This window comes from Roseovarius sp. MBR-6, assembly GCF_040547525.1.
Classification (GTDB): Bacteria; Pseudomonadota; Alphaproteobacteria; order Rhodobacterales; family Rhodobacteraceae; genus Roseovarius.
The window spans coordinates 1-18,370 of record NZ_JBEPPW010000009.1; the positions used below are offsets into that span (position 1 = coordinate 1).

Annotated in this window: 16 protein-coding genes, 2 tRNA genes and 1 pseudogene; 13 read left to right on the forward strand and 6 right to left on the reverse strand. The window is 60.6% G+C overall.

Annotation, left to right across the window (positions count from 1 at the left end; all coding sequences use genetic code 11):
• Nucleotides 1-58: 58 nt before the first annotated feature.
• Together ABIE57_RS12245 and ABIE57_RS12250 are read right to left on the reverse strand one after the other, a co-directional pair.
• Entirely contained in the window at nt 59-772 is a 714-nt protein-coding gene (locus ABIE57_RS12245; protein ID WP_354539429.1) for a restriction endonuclease subunit S, read from the reverse strand.
• 92 nt (nt 773-864) lie between these two features.
• Nucleotides 865-2,883, reverse strand: a complete 2,019-nt coding sequence (locus tag ABIE57_RS12250) for a type I restriction-modification system subunit M (protein ID WP_354539313.1) — start codon at nt 2,881-2,883, stop codon at nt 865-867.
• A gap of 829 nt (nt 2,884-3,712) precedes the next feature.
• On the opposite strand from ABIE57_RS12250, the gene ABIE57_RS12255 reads away from it, so the two are divergent.
• Nucleotides 3,713-4,135 carry a hypothetical protein gene (locus ABIE57_RS12255; RefSeq protein ID WP_354539314.1) on the forward strand — a complete coding sequence of 141 codons (423 nt, stop codon included), beginning with the start codon at nt 3,713-3,715 and terminating at the stop codon, nt 4,133-4,135.
• Here ABIE57_RS12255 and ABIE57_RS12260 read toward each other — a convergent pair.
• Nucleotides 4,123-5,154: a hypothetical protein gene (locus ABIE57_RS12260; RefSeq protein WP_354539315.1), complete on the reverse strand. Its 1,032-nt coding sequence runs from the start codon at nt 5,152-5,154 to the stop codon at nt 4,123-4,125. The two genes, ABIE57_RS12255 and ABIE57_RS12260, sit on opposite strands and share 13 nt — an antisense overlap.
• On the opposite strand from ABIE57_RS12260, the gene ABIE57_RS12265 reads away from it, so the two are divergent.
• The 6 genes and pseudogenes from ABIE57_RS12265 to ABIE57_RS12290 form a co-directional block, all read left to right on the forward strand.
• Nucleotides 5,147-5,275: a hypothetical protein gene (locus ABIE57_RS12265; RefSeq protein WP_354539316.1), complete on the forward strand. Its 129-nt coding sequence runs from the start codon at nt 5,147-5,149 to the stop codon at nt 5,273-5,275. The two genes, ABIE57_RS12260 and ABIE57_RS12265, sit on opposite strands and share 8 nt — an antisense overlap.
• 83 nt (nt 5,276-5,358) lie before the next feature.
• On the forward strand, nt 5,359-7,035 hold the full coding sequence (locus ABIE57_RS12270; protein ID WP_354539317.1) for a type IV secretory system conjugative DNA transfer family protein: 1,677 nt from the start codon (nt 5,359-5,361) through the stop codon (nt 7,033-7,035).
• Nucleotides 7,032-7,418, forward strand: coding sequence for a hypothetical protein (locus ABIE57_RS12275; RefSeq protein ID WP_354539318.1), 387 nt, complete (start codon nt 7,032-7,034; stop codon nt 7,416-7,418). The genes ABIE57_RS12270 and ABIE57_RS12275 overlap by 4 nt, the downstream gene beginning before the upstream one ends.
• 96 nt (nt 7,419-7,514) lie before the next feature.
• Nucleotides 7,515-8,132, forward strand: a complete 618-nt coding sequence (locus tag ABIE57_RS12280) for a hypothetical protein (RefSeq protein WP_354539319.1) — start codon at nt 7,515-7,517, stop codon at nt 8,130-8,132.
• Between the two features lie 160 nt (nt 8,133-8,292).
• The gene (locus ABIE57_RS12285) at nt 8,293-8,637 is read left to right on the forward strand and encodes a hypothetical protein (protein WP_354539320.1); all 345 of its coding nucleotides are present in this window, start codon (nt 8,293-8,295) and stop codon (nt 8,635-8,637) included.
• Between the two features lie 29 nt (nt 8,638-8,666).
• Nucleotides 8,667-9,623, forward strand: a pseudogene (locus ABIE57_RS12290) (recombinase family protein); the annotation flags it as partial.
• Nucleotides 9,624-10,170: 547 nt separating this feature from the next.
• On the opposite strand, the gene ABIE57_RS12295 reads toward ABIE57_RS12290, so the two are convergent.
• A tRNA-Leu gene (locus ABIE57_RS12295) sits at nt 10,171-10,257 on the reverse strand.
• 102 nt (nt 10,258-10,359) lie between these two features.
• Nucleotides 10,360-11,673 (reverse strand): peptidoglycan-binding domain-containing protein, encoded by a 1,314-nt coding sequence (locus tag ABIE57_RS12300; protein WP_354539321.1) that lies wholly within the window; start codon nt 11,671-11,673, stop codon nt 10,360-10,362.
• A 105-nt stretch (nt 11,674-11,778) separates the two neighbouring features.
• Here ABIE57_RS12300 and lipB point away from each other — a divergent pair, with 105 nt between their 5' ends.
• The 6 genes from lipB to ABIE57_RS12330 all read left to right on the forward strand — a co-directional run bounded on the left by lipB (nt 11,779) and on the right by ABIE57_RS12330 (nt 17,711).
• A complete protein-coding gene (lipB, locus tag ABIE57_RS12305; RefSeq protein ID WP_354539322.1) occupies nt 11,779-12,459 on the forward strand; it encodes a lipoyl(octanoyl) transferase LipB in 681 nt (226 codons plus the stop codon).
• 110 nt (nt 12,460-12,569) lie between these two features.
• Nucleotides 12,570-12,959: a c-type cytochrome gene (locus tag ABIE57_RS12310; protein ID WP_354539323.1), complete on the forward strand. Its 390-nt coding sequence runs from the start codon at nt 12,570-12,572 to the stop codon at nt 12,957-12,959.
• Between the two features lie 194 nt (nt 12,960-13,153).
• Nucleotides 13,154-13,831: a class I SAM-dependent methyltransferase gene (locus ABIE57_RS12315; RefSeq protein WP_354539324.1), complete on the forward strand. Its 678-nt coding sequence runs from the start codon at nt 13,154-13,156 to the stop codon at nt 13,829-13,831.
• Between the two features lie 20 nt (nt 13,832-13,851).
• Nucleotides 13,852-15,846 carry an acyltransferase family protein gene (locus tag ABIE57_RS12320; protein WP_354539325.1) on the forward strand — a complete coding sequence of 665 codons (1,995 nt, stop codon included), beginning with the start codon at nt 13,852-13,854 and terminating at the stop codon, nt 15,844-15,846.
• Nucleotides 15,847-16,050: 204 nt separating this feature from the next.
• Complete coding sequence (locus ABIE57_RS12325; protein WP_354539428.1) at nt 16,051-16,731, forward strand: sulfotransferase family 2 domain-containing protein; 681 nt, start codon at nt 16,051-16,053, stop codon at nt 16,729-16,731.
• Nucleotides 16,728-17,711 (forward strand): sulfotransferase domain-containing protein, encoded by a 984-nt coding sequence (locus tag ABIE57_RS12330; protein WP_354539326.1) that lies wholly within the window; start codon nt 16,728-16,730, stop codon nt 17,709-17,711. Before ABIE57_RS12325 ends, ABIE57_RS12330 begins: the two co-directional genes overlap by 4 nt.
• A 169-nt stretch (nt 17,712-17,880) precedes the next feature.
• Here the strand turns inward: ABIE57_RS12330 and ABIE57_RS12335 are convergent.
• Nucleotides 17,881-17,957: transfer RNA gene (locus ABIE57_RS12335), tRNA-Arg, on the reverse strand.
• Nucleotides 17,958-18,370 lie beyond the last annotated feature (413 nt).

An 18,370-nucleotide genomic window follows, 5' to 3' on the forward strand; every position in this document is an offset into this window, starting at 1 on the left:
GGCAGCAGGTCGCCCTTGCAGGCGATGAAGGACTGGCACAAACTCAAGCCGCAGTTGTTCAGGAAGAAGCCATACTACCTTCCGGGATGTGACAGATATTCATGGATCGAACAAAAAACGGATACGCACCATCATCCTTTCGATCTTGGGTATCTCGTCCACCTGTGGAGATGCGTACCAGTCGGCGGAGCGGAAAAACTCGCCAATGTGCTGGAACGGAATCCAGCCATGGCGCTGAGGTAGTCATACGACTATGCGTTTCTGACATTTTTCCAGACAGAAGGTTTCGCGTGTGTCCATCCTCACGCTCCCACAATCTTTTAGCAAAAGCGTTCTTCTTCTCGATCAGTTGGTCGATGCGGGAGGTCTCGCGGTCGAGAAAATCCACGATGGTTTTTTGTGTGTTGAGGCAAGTAATGCTCGGTCGATAGTCCAGCACGGCGGCCTCGGAAACTCGCCGCAAACCGCCAGCACCGGTCATACTGGCCATGCCAGCGGCCCTAAAATCCTCAGAACTCAGAATGTAAAAAAGATACTGCGGATGGACGCGACGTTTATCCGGTCTAACAACGTGAACTTCGGATGTGGCGAAGCCGACTCCATTTGCGAGTTCTCGGGCATAAGCCTTCTTTCCGTTTTCGAAACAGGGTGTAACCTTCGCAACAAGTAGATCGCCATTTGCGAAGAAGTTGTAGCTTCCCGCCGCCACCTCATTGAGCGGGCGGGTGAGTGATGTGTCCAAGCCGCCAAGACCATCCGAAAGCGCATCCATTGGCGCGAATGTGACCTCGGCTTCTGCCCCTAGATCGCGAGGAAAAGTTGGGCGGGGTCCAATCTTCACCATATGTCGAAGTCGGATTGCCGTCACGCCGCCACCTCCTTCAGAAGCCCTGCGATCTCGGCTTCGAGTGCCTTCAGCTCGGCATCAATCTCTTCGAGCGGACGAGGGGGCACATACTGGTAGAAGTAGCGGTTGAAGTTGATCTCATAACCGACGCGCCCAACCTGCTTGTCACGGGCGTCCCTGTGGCTTTCATCGACCCAGGCGTCAGGCACGAAGGGCAGTACCTCCCGCTTCATGTAGTCGCGCCAGTCCTCAGACAAGGGCACAAGCTCATGGTCGCGCAGATCGGTGTCGGCCTCTGGCTTGCCGTCCGTGCCTATGCAGATGTCGGCCTCGTCATCCCGCTCGGACAACGCAGCGAGTATCGCCTTCTTGATCGGTGCGCCGATCTTCAGCCCCGTGGTCTTCAACGCCTTGGAGAGCGCTTTCTCGAAGGTGTTGCGGTTGGTGAAAAGCTGGTCGCCTATGGTCTGAAGCGCAGCCTCGATGGTAGCCCGATCAGTTTCATCCTGCCTTGCATATGGCTTCTGGTCTGCCAGCCGGGCGAGCCGCTCGGCGTTGACCTGAAAATTCAGCTTCAATGGACGCTCGACGCGGATTTCACGATAGCCGAAGTCGGTCGTATCGAAGATGCGGGAGACGTCGCCCTCCCCGCTCTCGCCGTTCAGGAAGCCCGCGTAGATGCGCACGATCTCGGTGCGCGCTTCGTCTGTGATTTCGCGGCGCTTGCTGCCGAGGGACTTGCGCATGGATTTCCAGAAGCGTTCGCCGCTCGCGTCGATGAGCTGCACCTTGCCCTGCCGATTGGCGGGTTTGCGGTTGGTCAGAAGCCAGACATAGGTCTGGATGCCGGTGTTGTAGAACAGGTCGGTGGGCAAGGCGACGATGGCCTCGACCCAATCGTTTTCGAGCATCCAACGGCGGATTTCACTTTCGCCAGAGCCCGCCCCGCCGGTGAAGAGGGGTGAGCCGTTCATGACGATACCGATGCGCGAGCCGATCTCGTCGTCGCGCATCTTGGAGATCATGTGCTGAAGGAAGAGGAGCTGGCCGTCAGAGATACGGGGCGTCCCTGCCCCGAAGCGCCCGTCCATCCCGAGGTTCTCGGCCTCAGATTTGATCGGGTCTTGGTATTTCTTCCAGTCCACGCCGTAAGGCGGATTGGAGAGCATGTAGTGGAAGCGCTTGTCCGCATGGGCGTCTTGTGTGAGCGTGTTGCCGAAGGCGATCTGCTCAGGGTCGTGGCCTGTCACGAGCATGTCCGATTTACAGATGCCGAAGGACTCGCCGTTGAGCTCCTGGCCGAAAAGCTCGACGCGGATCGCGTCGTTGAAGTCCTTCAGCGCTTCTTCGGTCAGCGCGAGCATACCGCCTGTCCCGCAAGCTGGGTCGTAGACTTGTCGGATGATGCCGCGCCCTGTGAGCTTGCTATCATCGTTGGCGATGAGCAGATCAACGATCAGGCGAATGACTTCACGCGGGGTGAAGTGTTCACCGGCGGTTTCGTTCGAGATTTCAGAGAAGCGTCGGATCAGCTCCTCAAAGAGATAACCCATCTCGATGTTGCTGATCGTGTCGGGGTGCAGATCGATTTCGGAAAAACGCTCAAAGACGTTCCAGAGGATGCCCCCGTCCTTTAGGCGCTTGAGTTGATCCGTGAAAAGAAACTTGTCGAGGAAGATGTCGCGTACGTTGGGCGAGAATTTGGTGATGTAATCGACCAGGTTCTGGTGGAGCTGACCGGGGTCTTGGCCCTTGAGTTTGGAAAACGTGAATGCGGACAGGTTGTACACCTTTACATTATTCCCGACCGCACCAAAAAGGATCATATCACGAGTTGGCTCGTCCACACCGTCGGGTAACGACTTCTCAGCTTCTAGAACGGCGTCCTTGCTGGCTTCGAGAATGCAGTCTAGACGGCGTAGCACGACGAACGGCAGGATAACCTTGCCGTATTCGGATTGCTTGAAGTCGCCACGCAGAATTTCGGCGATGGACCATACGAATGATCCGAGATTCTGAATGTCCGTGCTTGCCATCTTCAACTATCGCCCCCGTTGTACTTTTTGCCGACGATAGCAGCCATGTCCTGTGCCTGCATCCAGAATTCGGCACAACCTCAAGTTATCCACAAGGCAAGAGCTCAACGGAGCGGTGTCCGGTGCCCGTGCTGTGACAGCGCATCAGGCTGATGGGCTGTGTGCATGGATGCCAGCGAACCTCTGATCGGGTCCAGCGCCGACGCGCTGGCGGCATCCAAACGGCGGACGATTGGTCGGGGATGCAAGGGGCGTGACACGCTCCTGCTCGCTGGGATGGGTCCAGGGCAAGGGTAGCGCGAAAGCTCCCTTCCATGGTCTCGGTGAAGTCGTCTCCATGAAGTGGTCAGGGGTCTTGGGGGCAGGAACGCCCGCCAAGTCGATGGGGTGCAGGGGAGCCCCGAAGGCTCCCTTGCGAGTGGGTTTCAAGGGGCGGCGATACGCCCTTTGATCCATGGTTCGGTGCAGGTGGAGAGGGACGTCTCCAAGCCCTGCGAGTGGTTGACCGGCGATACGGTCTGCTGGCTCTGGAACGGGCTCAATGCCCTGAAAGAGCCACGGGCTGGGGGATGCAACGGGGGCGCGCAGCGGCCCCCTTGCCAAGATGTGTTGTAGTACAACACACATCTTGCGGTCGGTCTTAGCGGCAAAATGTAGTACGTTCAGCCACTTGTACTACAAAACGGCAAGGTGGGCCATACGCAAACGGACCGTGCCGCCTTGCTGTTGTCTGCCGCCTCTCTGGCTGCGCGGGGTCGGCTGCTTTTCTGTGTGCTTTTTGATAGGATCAGAACAGGATCGCGATGGTTGCGGCTGAGGAGGTTCCGCCATGAAGATTTGGTCAAAGACGCTGGCACGTTTTGCCCTGCTCGCTGGCCTTATGGCGGTGCCAGGCACGGTGAGCGCAGGCGGCGATTTTGGTGGCGTCTGGCAACCGTTCAGCCGTCCGGCGGAATGGCTGGGCGCGATGACGGTTGCGCCTGAGCGGCTGCGCTTCGCGGCGGGGCCGGAGGCAGAACTCGAAGCTGTGCGCGCGGGCGGCAGCGTCTTTCGTATCACGGCGCGGCAAGGCGACGATTTCCTTCAGTGCGGACAGGAAGCGGCAAACTATGTCGGCTTCCATGTTCTCGATAACGGGCAACTCGCGCGGCTCGATTACCACGCCGACACGCCGCCTGCCGAGCCAACGGGCAGCAACGCGATGGACGTCACGCGCAACGGGGCGTGTGCGGTGATGTTCTACGTGCGGTAATTCAGATCATCCAGAATATCGATGGTCAGGTCTTCATGCGGCGGACGGAAAACGCCCGTGTCGATGTCGTCCCAAGAGTCAGATGTGCGGGTGGCGACAAACGGATAACTGAGATGGGGACCATTGCCGTTTATCGCCATCATGCTTCCCACGAGGCGCTGCACCTGCACGCCTCTTTTGGGCAATGGGTAATAGTCCCAGCTCGTAAATAGTTTGCAGCCGTGACCGTCACGCCCGATGCCGAAAAACACGAAATTCCCGCTCATCGACATAACGCCACCGTCGTCGGTCTGATCGATAAAGATATTCGGGGAATCGGGATCATGATAGAGTTGGCGCTCCCGAAACCGCGTAAAACCGCCCGAAGTTTCGATCTGAAACCGCGAGATCAGTATCCGCTCATTGGCAAGCTTCGGGATTGTCCACGCGGGACGAAACATCCGGTAAACGCCGTCCAGACTTGAAAGGTCTTCCGCAAACGGTTCTCTGATCCGTTCGCTGTATTGCGCAGCAAATGACGCCAATCCTGCGGGCAGCCCGTCGGCTGGCCGGTAAAGCGCGGTGCGCGGACTGGCGGTCCGCTCGAAAAACTCATAAATGGCCTGCTTTTTATGCGCGCGTGCCCCCGCAACCTTGGCAACGCCTTCGGTATGCCAGCGGGTAAGCGTGCCGTCATCAATGACACTCTTTCTTCTGTCACCCCAGCTTTTGATGACGTCCAGCGCCTGCCGGTCGCTGTTGATCGCGGCGGCGAGCCGCTGGGCGGGCCAGCCCTGCTGATTGAGCGCTTCATCGAGCGCTTGCCAGAGCTGCTCGTCCTGCGCCCGCGTTCCTTCCCACGGCATGGCTTTTGTCCCTCCCATGGCGGCGAAGACGCGCTCTTCGCATTTGTTCGCATATATACGCTCATATACGAAATCTGTGCGCGCAAGTAATTTTTTAACCTTTCTATCTGTGCAAGCTGATGCGCCATATTTGGGGGTCATTCGCAAACCACGAAGGGAGAAAGCGATGACCATCAGCACTCAGAAGGCCCAGGAAATCGGCAAGAACGGTGGCACTGTCAACACGCATGGCATGACCCATCAGGAGAAAGAGCGCATCGACGCCGCCGTGAACAAAGGCAAGCAGAACAAGTAAGCCTTCCTGAGCAACGGGGTGCGGGCGGCACAAGCCGCCCCGCCCCTCACCATCGCAAGCAACATGATTAGAGAGGAAATGCCATGCATGCGCAGCGGCCACCGAACCCGCTTGGCCGGATGTTGGCCGGTGTCCTGATCGCCGGTGTTATATCGCGCCTGCTGTTCCCGCTGGACGCGCTCAATGATCCGGTGGCGGCCATTGCATTGGGGCTCCTGTTTCTGGCGGGTCTCGGGAGCATCGCGCATGGCATCTTCGATCTGTTCCGGCTCCTGTTCCTGTGGATCGAGCGCCGGAAGGCCGAAACGCCGACTGGCATCTTCGGCGAAGCCGCCTTTGCCGATCTGCGCGATTGTGCGGATCACGGCCTGACCGATCCGAACGGCCTGTTCCTCGGCGCTCTGGATGGCGTGCCGCTCTTTGCGGGCGGCAAGGCGCATCTGCTGACGGTCGCGCCCGCGCGGCAGGGCAAAGGCGCGAGCGTCGTCGTCCCGAATTTGCTGCACTATCCCGGCTCGGTGTTTGTCACCGATCCCAAGGGCGAGCTCGCGGCTATCACCGCGCGTCACCGTGAGCAGACATTCGGGCAAAAGGTTGTCTTCCTCAATCCGTGGAAGCTGAACGGCCTGCCGTGCGACCGGTATAACCCGCTTCAGCCCCTGCTCGACATGGCGACCGATCCGCGCCGTCATCATGAGCTGGGCGATGCGGTGCGGGCCAACGCCTTCATGCTGGAGCCGGAACCGGACGGCGACGAGAAGAACCGCCATTTCCGTGACGGCACGCGCAACATGCTCGAAGGGCCGCAGCTCCATCTTGCAACGCGCGGCAGGCCGGAACGCTGCACACTGCCGGAGCTGTGGCGGATCATCAAGGACAGCGACCTGCTGGAGCTGACGCTGCGCGACATGGCGGAATCCAGTGCGCTCGACGGCGTTGTCGCCGCCTATGGCAAAGAGCTTCTTCACCAGTTCCTGGAAGGCGGGCGGCAATTCGATGATTTTCGCAACGGCGCGTCGAACGCCCTTCAGGTCTTCCGGCCTGGCGGGCCGCTGGCCGATGCCGTGTCCGGTTCCGATGTCAGGTTCGAAGACCTCAAGTCTGACGATACGACCGTCTATCTGATGATCCCGGCGGAGCGGATCGGGGACTACGGCAAGTGGCTGGCGCTTGTGGCGCGGCACGCGATCAACGCGGTCGCGGCGCAGCGCAGTAACCGGCAGGTGCTGTTTCTGCTCGACGAGTTCGCCAATATGGGCCGGATCGCGGGCTTCTCTGAAGCGCTGACGCTGCTGCCCGGCTATGGCGTGCGGGTCTGGGTCATCGTGCAGGACCTTTCGCATCTGGCGCAGGTTTACGGGCGCGATACGGCCAACATCATCCTGAGCCAGTCCGAAGTAAAACAGTTCTTCGCGGTGCAGGACATGGACCTTGCGCAGCGCCTGTCGCGGCTGCTGGGCGAATGCTCGATCATGACGCGCAACTATAATCTGGGCCAGCGCCCCGATCACGAGGTCGGCGTCAGTACCTCGGAACGCGGTGTGCCTCTGATGCTGCCGCAGGAAATCATGGCGCTGCCGGATGACAGCCAGCTCCTGCTCACCAAGGCGGCCCCGCCGGTCCTGGCCGAGAAGGTGCGCTACTGGGATGTCGCGCCGTGGCGCGAACAAGCCGATCCGAACCCGATGGAAGGCGATCACCCGCGCAGAGGCAGGCCCGTTTTCCGCCTGCGCTACGCCAAGACAAGGAGACAGTCATGAGCCGGATCAAGGTTGAAGTCGTGAGCCGGAAGGCCCCGCGTCCGCGCAGGCGCAAACGGCATTTCGGCCAGCGGATGCAAGCCCTTGGAGGGCGGCGCAGCATGGGCGCGCGCATCGTTGGTGCCGCGCGCTGGCTGATGAAGCCGCGCGCCCTCACCTGGATCGCGGCGGCGCTGGCCACTGTCACCGTGACCTTCGGGACGCCGCATGTGCTCGTGACCTATCGCTGCAACGGGGTCGGCACCCAGGCCACGCGCTGTTTCGAGTGCCGGTATGTCGGGGTGCAGGGCATGCGCGAGTATCTCGGCCCGCAATGGAATTGCCCGCTCGTGACCATGCTGCCGGTCAACTGGTCCGCGCTGATCGTGAAAGTCACGGGCTGAAACGGATAACAAGAAGAGGAAAGGACAATGAATATTCTTGAGCTCAAAAGACACTGGATCAATGGCGAGCCCCGCATGACCAGGCGCGGCAACAGCATGAGGATCAAGGCCGCGCATCGCCTGCCACGGAGCGGGCGCGAACAGGCGGCGGCCTTCTGGCTCCTTGGCACGGTTGCTGCGGTGGGGACGTTGATCTGGGAGTATCAGCCCGAAACCCGTTTCGCGCCGGATACGAATGTCCTGCTGGAGAATGCGGCCATTGCCATAATGGCACTGTCAAACGCTATTGAGGCGCTTACGGCGGTCGCCCGTCCCGAAACCGAGGATGTGCCGCTCGAAAACCTGCGTGGCTGGCTGTTCGCCTTCTACTGGCTGGGCGGGGTTTTCCTGTTCCTGAATTTCGGGCTGCTCGATCTCTATACCTGGCTGACCAATCGCGAGCACGTCACCATCATCATGGACGATGAGAGCCTGGTCGTCCGGCACAGCGCTTTTCGCTCGAAAAGCGTGGCGCGATCTGCGGTCGAACAGGTGCTGATCCTGCCCAATCACCGGACGGGATATGACGTGATGCTCCAGCATGAAGACGGGCTGATCCGTGTGGCCAGCGTGTATGGCGACCAGACAAGGCCGACGCTGATCAAGCTGCGGCTTGAACAGGCGCTCGCCCAAACCGGCCATTGTGCAGATGAGAGGGAGAAAAGTGCAGCATGAAGAGCGAGGCGGGCTGAAACGGATCGAAACGGGTCAGCCCGCGCTCATAAAGAGATGAGAGCGAATAAACGAACCGCCTCTTTTTGCAAAAATGCCGCCCAGTGCGGTAAAATATAAGGAGAGGCATTGGTGTAGCGTGTTGAACAGATCGGAGAGACCGATGAAACACTACAATGGTGCCGATAACACCAAAAAACTTATCGAAACATATTCAACGGCTGCGCGTCCGACGCTCAGCATCGATATCGACAGATACCAGGCCTATCTGGACGGCGCTGAGCTGACGCCGGAGCAGAAAGACGCGTTCCTGCGGGCGATGTGGAGCATCGTCGTCACCTTTGTCGAGCTGGGCTATGGCGTCCATCCGCTGCAAGAAGCCTGTGGAAAAGTCTACGAGACTGACGCTCGGCCTCCCGCTCAGGCCGCTGATGCGGTATTATCGGAGGATAATGATACTGCTAAACCCCTTGAGAAGCCCGATCCGCCGGGCACGCCGGAGGTATGATGACAAGCAAAAACAAAGATAAAACGGATATGCGCGCTGTCATCTACTGCCGCGTGTCCAGCACGCGGCAGAAAACCGAAGGTGGCGGTCTCGACAGTCAGGAGCATCGTTGCCGCCAGTATGCGGCGGCGCAGGGCTATGATGTCGAGGCCGTGTTCCCCGACGATGCGTCTGGCGGCGGCGATTTCATCAAGCGGCCTGGCATGGTCGCGCTGCTGAGTTTTCTGGATGCGCAGCCGGACAAGAATTACGTGGTCATCTTCGATGACCTCAAGCGCTTCGCGCGGGATACGGAGTTTCACATCAAGCTGCGGCGTGAATTTCAGACGCGCGGCGCACAAATTGAATGCCTGAACTTCAAGCTCGACGACACGCCGGAAGGCAAATTCGTCGAGACGATCTTTGCCGCTCAAGGCGAGCTTGAGCGCGAGCAAAACCGGCGGCAGGTGATCCAGAAGATGAAAGCCCGCGTCGAGAACGGTTATTGGGTTTTTCACGCGCCTGTTGGATATCGATACGCCTCGGATCGTACACACGGCAAGCTGCTAGTGCGGGACGAGCCGCTTGCCTCCATCGTTCAGGAAGCGCTGGAAGGGTTCGCGAACGAGCGGTTTCGTTCGCAGGCCGAGGTAAAGCGCTTTCTGGAAGCAAAGCCCGAGTTTCCGAAGGATTTGCCCAACGGCGAAATTCGCGCCTGGAAAGTCACCAAGATGCTCACCCGCTCGACTTACGCGGGCTATATCGAGGTCCCCAAGTGGGACGTGGGACTGCGCAAGGGGCATCATGAGCCACTTATCAGTTGGGATACGTTCGAGAAGATACAAGAAAACCTCAAGGAGGGCGCACGACCAGCGGCCCGCAAGGACATCAACGCCGACTTTCCGCTGCGCGGGTTCGTCGTGTGTGATGACTGTGGTAAACCGATGACGGCTGCATGGTCCAAGGGCTGCCGTCGTCACTATCCCTATTACCTCTGCGACACGCGCGGCTGCCCGTCGAAGCGTAAGTCCATCGCGCGCGCCAAGATCGAGGATGGGTTCGCCGAGATTTTGAGAAACCTACAGCCGAGCCGTGAGCTCTTCGATCTGGCGAGAGCCATGTTCAAGGACGCCTGGAACATGCGCCTGACGGAAGCTGAAAGCACCAAGAGGGCGCTGGAGAAGCAATGCAAGGACGCTGAGGCACAGATTGAGGGTCTGCTTGATCGCATCGTCGATGCGTCGAGCCCTACCGTCGTGACGGCCTATGAGAAGCGCATCGCAAAGTTGGAACGAGAGAAGATTCGACTGGCCGACCGCGCCAGCCGCATCGTGCCGCCAAAGGGGAGGTTTGAAGAGTTTATTGAACTATCGCTCGAATTTCTGGCAAGGCCTTGGAATATTTACGAAAATGGAAGCCTGACCATGAAGCAAACAGTGCTTAGACTGGCCTTTCCAGAGCCCCTGCGATACTCGCGGGAAAACGGTTATCGAACTATAAAAACCGCCTTTCCCTTCAAGGTGTTAGCGGGAATTTGTAACCAAAAAAGCGAGATGGTGCGGTCGAGAAGACTCGAACTTCCACGGGTGTTACCCCACAGCGACCTCAACGCTGCGCGTCTACCAATTCCGCCACGACCGCACGTGATCAGGTAGGTGTCGCGCCGTATAAGCAATGGTTCGGGGCTTGTGAAGGGGCAAATCGCATGCCCCTTCGGGTTTTTTCATGCGCCTCGGCGCGCCCTCAATCCAGCTTGAAGGTCGGCAGGGCCGCGGCGGGCTGCACCATGCCGCCCTGCGCTGCCGCACCGCCGAAGGCCGCGCGCCGCAGAAGATCGTTGCGCCCGGAATCGCCCGGCGCAAAAACCGGCTTTGCACCGTTCTCCACCGCGTCGACAGCCGCACGATACCAGACCTGTGCCAGATCGGAGCGCTTGGTGGTGCCGAACCCCTCGTTGAGGTGGTGGCCCATCAATTCGCCATAAGCCTCCTCACCGAGCGCGGTCAGCAACAGCCCCGAGCCGAGCGCCACAGTCATGTTGTCGATCCGGTACCCCACCGAGAGGCAGATCTTGGCGGTGCCGGCAAGCTGCGCGGGCGATTGCCCGGTCGAGAGCACGAAGCCACGCACCCCGTCGATGACCTCGCCCCGATCCTTGAGCGAGAGCGCGGCGACGTGATCGCGCATGGCAGGTCCAAAGGCCCGGCACTGCTCCTCAAGCTGCTCGGGCGTGATCCCCTTGAGTGCTGCGGCCATGGTCTCGCCCTCGGCGATGGCATAGGTCCGCGCGAGGCAGAACTGCTCGTTCAGCGCGAAACGCGGGTCCTGCATCGAGGCGGCAGTGACGAACCCGCCGTTCGAGTTGGTGACGAGGCTCACCTGGTTGCAATGCGACGCAAGCGACGGCCCTTCCCCGCCCGAAGCCATCAGATTGGGCAAGGCACCCAATCCGGCACCCTGTTGTGCCACCGGCTGCACGTCGGGTTGCGGCACCTGCGCCGCCTGCGGGATCGCCGCCATCACCGGCGACTGCAATTGCGGCTGCGGCACGGGCACGGGTGCCGCCGCATAGACCGGCGGTGCGCCGGCCGCCTCGTCACGATAGGCATGCAGCAGGCCGCGCGTGCCCTGCCCGCGCTGCGCGATAAGCTGCGATGTGGCCATGCCGCCCGATTGCGCCCGATAATAGGACGAGATCAGGAACTGCCGTTCGTAATCGGCAAGATAGCCGGTCACGGGATAGTTCATATGCGCCTGATAGGTCGACACCGCATTGCGGGTGTTGCGTCCGCTCACGCCGTCGGGCGTGCCCGCCGGAAAGCCGAAATAGTTGAGCGCGGTCTGCTCTTCGCGGACCTGCTGGCTCGATACCGTCGGCGCGCGATAGGCCCGTTGCGTGGTGGTGGTGGTGCGCTTGCGCTCACGCGCCTTGGCGCTTTCATTGACGATGATGCCGCTCACGGCACCGCCCACCAAGCCGCCGACGAGGCCATCCTTGAAATCGGCAACCGCCTGGGAGGCGGGCAGCGCCGCGACACTCGTCATCAGCGCCGCCATGACAAACCGCTTTGTAAACATCTCACATCTCCCCTAATCAGGTAACGTTCTACCGTCTCTATAATAGCATGAGTTTTTCCCCATCTGCCCGACGAGTCGAGACAAATGCTGCAAAACCCCTTCGAAACCGATCAAAACGGCGTGGAATGGCACCATTCCGCCGACCTTACGCCCTGGCCAGAGGCGGTTGCGGCGATGGAGGCGCGGGTCGAGCGAATCGCCCGGGGCACGGCCCCCGAGGCAATCTGGCTGCTCGAACACCCGCCGCTCTATACGGCGGGCACCTCGGCGAACCCCGCCGATCTGCTGATGCCTGACCGCTTTCCGGTCCATGAGGCGCGGCGCGGCGGGCAATATACCTATCACGGACCCGGACAGCGTGTGGTCTACGTGATGCTCGACGTGGGCCGCCGGGGCCGCGACGTGCGCTGCTTCGTGCGCCAGTTGGAGCAATGGGTGATCGCCACCCTGGCCGAGTTCAACATCCGTGGCGAGATCCGCCCCGGCCGGGTGGGCGTCTGGGTCGCGCGCGACGACAGGCCGCTGACGGCGACGGGCGCGCGGCAAGAGGACAAGATCGCGGCCATCGGCATCCGGTTGCGCAAATGGATCAGCTTTCACGGGATTTCGATCAACGTGGAACCGGATCTGGAGCATTTCACCGGCATCGTGCCCTGCGGCATTGCCGAGCACGGGGTGACAAGCCTTGTCGATCTGGGCCTGCCCGTCGCCATGGATGACCTCGACGCGGCGCTGCGGCGCAGCTTTGCGGGCGCGTTCGGCTGAGGCAATCCGCCGCCCGGCGACGCTTGGCCCTTGCAAGACCGGCGTGGCGGGTTAGTTTGGCGACAAGGTCTCACCCGACTTCTGACACGAACCAATATGGAGAAAACGCTATGAAAACCTTTGTCATGACTTCCGCCGCCATCATGGCCCTTGCCCTGCCGGCCATGGCCGAGGGCGACGCCGCTGCGGGCGAGAAGACCTTCAACCAGTGCAAGGCCTGCCACATGATCGAATCGCCCACCGAGGTGATCGTGAAGGGCGGCAAGACCGGGCCTAACCTTTATGGCGTGATCGGCCGCACCATGGGCGGCGTCGAGGGGTTCAAGTATTCCGACGGGCTTATTGCCAAGCATGACGCGGGCGAGGTCTGGACCGAAGAGAGCCTTGCGGCCTACACGACCGACCCGAGCGAATTCCTCGGCAGCCGCTCGAAAATGACCTTCAAGCTGCGCAAGGGCGCAGAGGACGTGGCCGCCTATCTGGCGACCTTCTCCGAGTAAGACCGTCCACACGACGCCGCACCGCCGCGCGAGGGATCGCGCGGCGGTGCGTGTTTCGCGCACCCGCATTGCGCGCCCATATCGCGGGAACTTGCCGGGCTTGGTGTGCCCCGCGACAAATTTCCGGTCGAATCCCGCGCCAAGACCGGCTATGCGCGGCGCAGAGAGTTCAGAATGCGCCAAGGACACCACTCATGAGCAGCTATGGCCGCGACAATCCAAGCCCCGAATACCGCGACATGGTCGCCATGTATGAGCGCCTGCATGAAGAGGGCGAGGTCTCGTCGAAGAAGTCAGGCGACGAGACCTTTGCCGGCAAGATGCTCATTCAGCACGCCCCGGGCATCAAGGAAATGATTGCGCGCACCGGTGCCCGGACCATCCTCGATTACGGCGCGGGCAAGGGCGGCGGCTATCTGCGCCGCGACATCAAGCTGCGCAGTGGCGAAACGGTGCCCAGCATCGAGGACTATTGGGGCACCAAGGAAATCCGCTGCTACGATCCCGGCCACGCGCCGTTCAGCGCGCTGCCCGAGGGCCGGTATGACGGGGTGATCTGCACCGATGTGCTTGAACACATCACCGCGCCCGACGTGCCCTGGATCGTGGACGAGATGTTTTCCTATGCCACCAGGTTCGTCTATGCCAATGTCGCCTGCTACCCGGCGGTGAAATTCCTGCCCAATGGCGAGAACGTGCATTGCACCCTCCGCGACCCCGAGTGGTGGGCCGGCGTGTTTCACGCCGTGGCCATGCGCCATACCGATATCTCCTACCGGCTTGTCACCTCCACCAAGACCGGGCGGCGCAAGAAATTCGGTTTCGCCAAGAACCGCCGCAAGGAATATCAGACCGTGGAGCGCATGGCCTGAAGCCGCCGCGATCCGCACAGATGAGTGACCACGCCCTCTCCTACCGGCCCGAGATCGACGGGCTGCGCGCCGTGGCGATCCTGCCGGTGGTGCTCTATCACGCGGGGCTGTCGTGGGTGTCCGGCGGCTTTGTCGGGGTGGACGTGTTCTTTGTCATCTCGGGCTATCTCATCACCTCGATCATCCTTGCGGAGCGGCGCGCGGGGCGCTTTTCGCTGACGAATTTCTACGCGCGCCGCATCCGGCGGATATTTCCGGCGCTTTTCGTGATGATGGCGGCCTCTTACCCGATTGCCTTTGCGGTGATGGGACCCTTTGCCATGGCCGAATTCGCAGGCAGCGTCACCGCGGCCACGGTGTTTCTGGCCAATGCGTTCTTCTACGATATCAGCGGCTATTTCGCCACCGCCGCCGAGGTCAAGCCGCTCCTGCACACCTGGAGTCTTGCGGTCGAGGAACAGTTCTATCTCGTCTTTCCCGCGCTTGTGCTGCTGACATGGCGGATGGGCGCGCGACGGCAGGTGGCGCTTTTCGCGGGGTTGGCGGTGCTGAGCCTCGGGCTAGCGCATTGGGACATCACGCAGGGCAAGGCAGATCGTGCCTTCTTCATGCTGCAAACCCGGTTTTGGGAGTTGATGGCCGGGGCGCTCGCCGCCTATTGGCTTGCATCGCCGCGCGGGCACGCGCTGCGGGCGGGCGGACGGCTGCGTCATGGCGCGCTTTTGGGGCTCGCGCTCATCCTTTTCGCGGTCATTGCCTATGATGGCGAGACGCGCTTTCCGGGCCTTGCCGCTCTGCCGCCCGTTCTGGGCGCGGTGCTGGTGATCCTATGCGCCACGCCGCAATGCCTTGCCGGACGGCTGCTCTCCTTGCGCCCGATGGTCTTTGTCGGGCTGGTGAGCTATTCGCTCTATCTGTGGCACGTGCCCCTGCTGGCCTTCACCCGGATCGGCACCGGGCGCGACGACGTGGCGCTCATGCTGGGGGTCTGCGCGATTGCCTTCGCGCTTGCCTGCCTGAGCTGGCGCTATGTGGAACGCCCGATCCGCCGGATGCAGGGGGTCCCTGCCGGTCGCCTTTTCGGAACGGCGGCCTTGTCGATGGTGCTGCTCGGCGGGCTGGGACTGGCGGGGCAGAAAACCGATGGGTTTCTCGCCTTTTATCTCGAGCACCGGCTTGACGCAGAAACCCGCGCCAGTTTCGAGCGCTACAACCCCGACACGACGCGCGCCCGCGTGCCGGATGAGGGCTGCCGGTTCCGCGATGAAATCTTCAGCGAGACGTTCGTGACCCGCTTCGAGGACTGCGCCCGCACCCATGGGCAGGCCGTGTTCCTGCTGGGCGATTCCCATGCCGCGAACATCTACAGAGCGCTGCGCTCCACCGAATTGCCGCCGTTCTTCGTGTCACTCTCGCGGGGCGGCTGCCGTCCCTACCAGCCCAAGGAGAAATGTTCCTACGATGCGGCGGTGGCCTTTGTCGAAGAGCGTCCGGACAGCATTTCGCATCTGATCTTTCACGTCTCCGGCTCGCATTACATGCTCGACCATCGTGGCGAGGGCGACAGCGATGCGGCCTTCGTGCCGGGCGCGCCACTGCGCATCGCCGAGAACAATATCGACAGGACCGCCGCCTATCTCGCGCGGTTTCCCGCCGCGGTTGACGTGGTCTGGCTCGGTCCCTTCGCCGAGGGGCGGGTCGATCTGAGCAACCCGGAAAACTATCACCCCGACCGCCTGCGCTTCAATCCGACGTCGCTGGCGCATTTCGCGGCACTGGATGCGATGCTCAAGGCGCAGGCGGCCAGCCAATCGGCCTATCGCTATATTTCACTGGTCGATGCGCTGGCCTTCGATGAGGACGCTCTCGTGCAGGAGGGCTGTCTCACGTTCTGGGACGTGGACCATTTCAGCCCTTGTGGCGAACGCTTGTTTGGGCCGATGATTGCCAAAGTGCTGGACCTCTCACAAGAGCAGCAAAATTTGACACTTGAACCGGAAAAACGCGGTGAATAGAGGGGGTGTCCGCATCAAGAGCTTATGCTTACTCGGCCAAGAACGTCGAAAGGTCGAACATTCCGTAGCGGCAATGGTGAAACGATGATCAAAAATCATCCGAGAAAGCATGGATGGGGTGGCAGAACCGCGCGTATTGCAAGCGCAATATCACGTCGTTTTTCGAGGGACCCGCTTATCGGGAACGCGTCTGATAGCCCGGATATGGTCTTTATCTGGGTGCCAAAGACGGCAGGAACCAGCGTGTTCGCCTTTCTCGCTGAAAGGGTTGGTATGCAAAAGCTCAAGACCGCGAAACAGGCGATGGCTTTTGCAAACCGTGGTGCCGTCACCTTCGGGCATCTGCACTACCTCTCACTCCTTGAGGCTGGCATCGTCAGCAGAGAGTTTCATGGTCGTGCTTTCAAGTTCGCGTTTGCGCGCAATCCCTATTCGCGAGTCGCATCGCTTTACAATTACCTCAGACAGCGCGATCTTGTGGACGGGCAGTGTTTCGATCACTTTCTGGATCGTATCCACCTGCGCCCGCCTATCGGCCTCTACAACGTAGCCAACCTGTCAGTCGCGAATCCGATGACCGATTGGCTCATGGGCGCTGACGGCAAACTTCTTGTGGACAAGACCTTCAAGCTGGAAGAGATGGACGAGTTCGCGCGTCACCTAGAGACGCATTACAATCTCCGGTTTGACGTGGAGGAACAGCACAACAAAAGCGTCCAGATGATTTCATCCAAGGACGTGACCAGCGTGGCCGAGCGAACAGAAAAGGTGAACCGGATCTATGCGCGTGACTTCGAACTTCTCGGATATGAGATGATCGACCCCTATGATCATTCCCACAACCACGTGGCGCGAGACCTGAAAGGGAAACTACAGAGAAAATGAGCGACACCCTCCGCCTTCTGCGCGCCACCCTGCCCGAGGCCAGCAAGGTCATCTGGCGCAAGGCCGCGCGCCGCCTGCTTGATCTGCGGCTGACGCTTGCGGGTGCCTCCGAGGAGGATCGGCTGCGCGCCGAACGCCGGTTGCGCGGATACCAGCATTTCACGCGGCTCAAACGCGCCGATGCGGCCGTTGTCTCTTACGGCAAGAGCGGGCGGACCTGGCTGCGGGTGATGATGTCGCGGCTCTATCAGCAGGTTTATGACTTGCCCGAGGATATCCTCATCGGGTTCGACAATTTCCACAACATGGACGCCCGCATCCCGCGCGTGTTCTATACCCATGACAACTACATCGGCGACTATACCGGCAATACCGACACCAAGGCCGATTTCTACGACAAGAAAGTGCTGCTTCTGATGCGTGATCCGCGCGATGTGGCGGTGTCGCAGTTCTTTCAGTGGCGCTACCGGATGCGGCCGGGCAAGAAGGCGCTCAACGACTACCTGCCCGATGGCGACGAGAGCCCCATTTTCGATTTCGTCATGCACGAGGGGGGCGGGCTGCCCAAGGTCATCGCCTTCATGAACCTCTGGGCGCAGGAAATGGCGAAGGTCCGCGCACTGGAACTGGTGCGCTACGAAGACATGCGCGCCGATCCGCATGAGGCGATGACGCGGGTGGCCCGGTTTCTGGATATTCCGGCGGATGCCGTAGCGGTGCAGGACGCCGTGGATTTTGCCTCTTACGAGAACATGAAGAAGAAAGAGACCGACCAGTCGTTCCGCCTCTCGGGCGGGCGCATGGCCCCGGGTGATCAGGACAATCCCGACAGCTACAAGGTGCGCCGCGCCAAGGTGGGCGGGTACCGCGACTATTTCGACGATGCCCAGATCGCCGCCATCGACGCTCTGGTGGCCGAGCGGCTTGATCCCGTCTATGGCTATGGGGCGCAGGCAAGACAATCGCCTGATCACAGGTGACATGGCTGGAAATGCACGGCAACGCCAAAGAGACACTTTGAAATGCTGAAAAAGAAGAAATACTGAAAAAATCCCTAAAGCGTTTACTGCAGTCCCATGATCCTAAAAAACCAACTTCTGTCGAAAAGTCGGTCTTTGGATGTCGAACAAAACCAACCGCCATCGTAGATGGCGACCCCTGCACGACTCGAACGTGCGACATTCCGCTTAGAAGGCGGATGCTCTATCCAGCTGAGCTAAGGGGCCGTCAAATCGACGTTTAAACGATTGGCGACCAAGGCACAATCAGGCATAACCCAGTGATGCCCAGGTATCCTCATATCGAACAACGTCCTTGATGGCCTGACGCACTGCGCCGCTTCGAGCAGAGGTGGTTCCGGAAATCTGAACAGCCGGGATAAGTTGATTTTCCTTATGCGACGGCTAAGCCGCATTGATGTGATGTGTTCCTGACGCGCGACGCGCCTGCGAGAAGGTCTGCGTGAGCAGATGGAGATTTGGCATGGCGGATGGTGGTGAGGGGGTCATTGGGCGTTGCGAGATTGTTGAGCCGCGGCGGCGGGGCAAGCGGCGGTGGCCTGATGAGGTCAAGGCGCGGATAGTTGCTGAGAGCTTGCAGCCTGGTATCCGAGGCGAAGGTCGCGCTTGAGGCGACCCGC

Coding starts and splice junctions, on each gene's coding strand:
- ABIE57_RS12245 (WP_354539429.1), bottom strand. CDS start 772: ATGGATGCGCTTTCGGATGGTCTTGGCGGCTTGGACACATCACTCACC.
- ABIE57_RS12250 (WP_354539313.1), bottom strand. CDS start 2,883: ATGGCAAGCACGGACATTCAGAATCTCGGATCATTCGTATGGTCCATC.
- ABIE57_RS12255 (WP_354539314.1), top strand. CDS start 3,713: ATGAAGATTTGGTCAAAGACGCTGGCACGTTTTGCCCTGCTCGCTGGC.
- ABIE57_RS12265 (WP_354539316.1), top strand. CDS start 5,147: ATGACCATCAGCACTCAGAAGGCCCAGGAAATCGGCAAGAACGGTGGC.
- ABIE57_RS12260 (WP_354539315.1), bottom strand. CDS start 5,154: ATGGTCATCGCTTTCTCCCTTCGTGGTTTGCGAATGACCCCCAAATAT.
- ABIE57_RS12270 (WP_354539317.1), top strand. CDS start 5,359: ATGCATGCGCAGCGGCCACCGAACCCGCTTGGCCGGATGTTGGCCGGT.
- ABIE57_RS12275 (WP_354539318.1), top strand. CDS start 7,032: ATGAGCCGGATCAAGGTTGAAGTCGTGAGCCGGAAGGCCCCGCGTCCG.
- ABIE57_RS12280 (WP_354539319.1), top strand. CDS start 7,515: ATGAGGATCAAGGCCGCGCATCGCCTGCCACGGAGCGGGCGCGAACAG.
- ABIE57_RS12285 (WP_354539320.1), top strand. CDS start 8,293: ATGAAACACTACAATGGTGCCGATAACACCAAAAAACTTATCGAAACA.
- ABIE57_RS12300 (WP_354539321.1), bottom strand. CDS start 11,673: ATGGCGGCGCTGATGACGAGTGTCGCGGCGCTGCCCGCCTCCCAGGCG.
- lipB (WP_354539322.1), top strand. CDS start 11,779: ATGCTGCAAAACCCCTTCGAAACCGATCAAAACGGCGTGGAATGGCAC.
- ABIE57_RS12310 (WP_354539323.1), top strand. CDS start 12,570: ATGAAAACCTTTGTCATGACTTCCGCCGCCATCATGGCCCTTGCCCTG.
- ABIE57_RS12315 (WP_354539324.1), top strand. CDS start 13,154: ATGAGCAGCTATGGCCGCGACAATCCAAGCCCCGAATACCGCGACATG.
- ABIE57_RS12320 (WP_354539325.1), top strand. CDS start 13,852: ATGAGTGACCACGCCCTCTCCTACCGGCCCGAGATCGACGGGCTGCGC.
- ABIE57_RS12325 (WP_354539428.1), top strand. CDS start 16,051: ATGGTCTTTATCTGGGTGCCAAAGACGGCAGGAACCAGCGTGTTCGCC.
- ABIE57_RS12330 (WP_354539326.1), top strand. CDS start 16,728: ATGAGCGACACCCTCCGCCTTCTGCGCGCCACCCTGCCCGAGGCCAGC.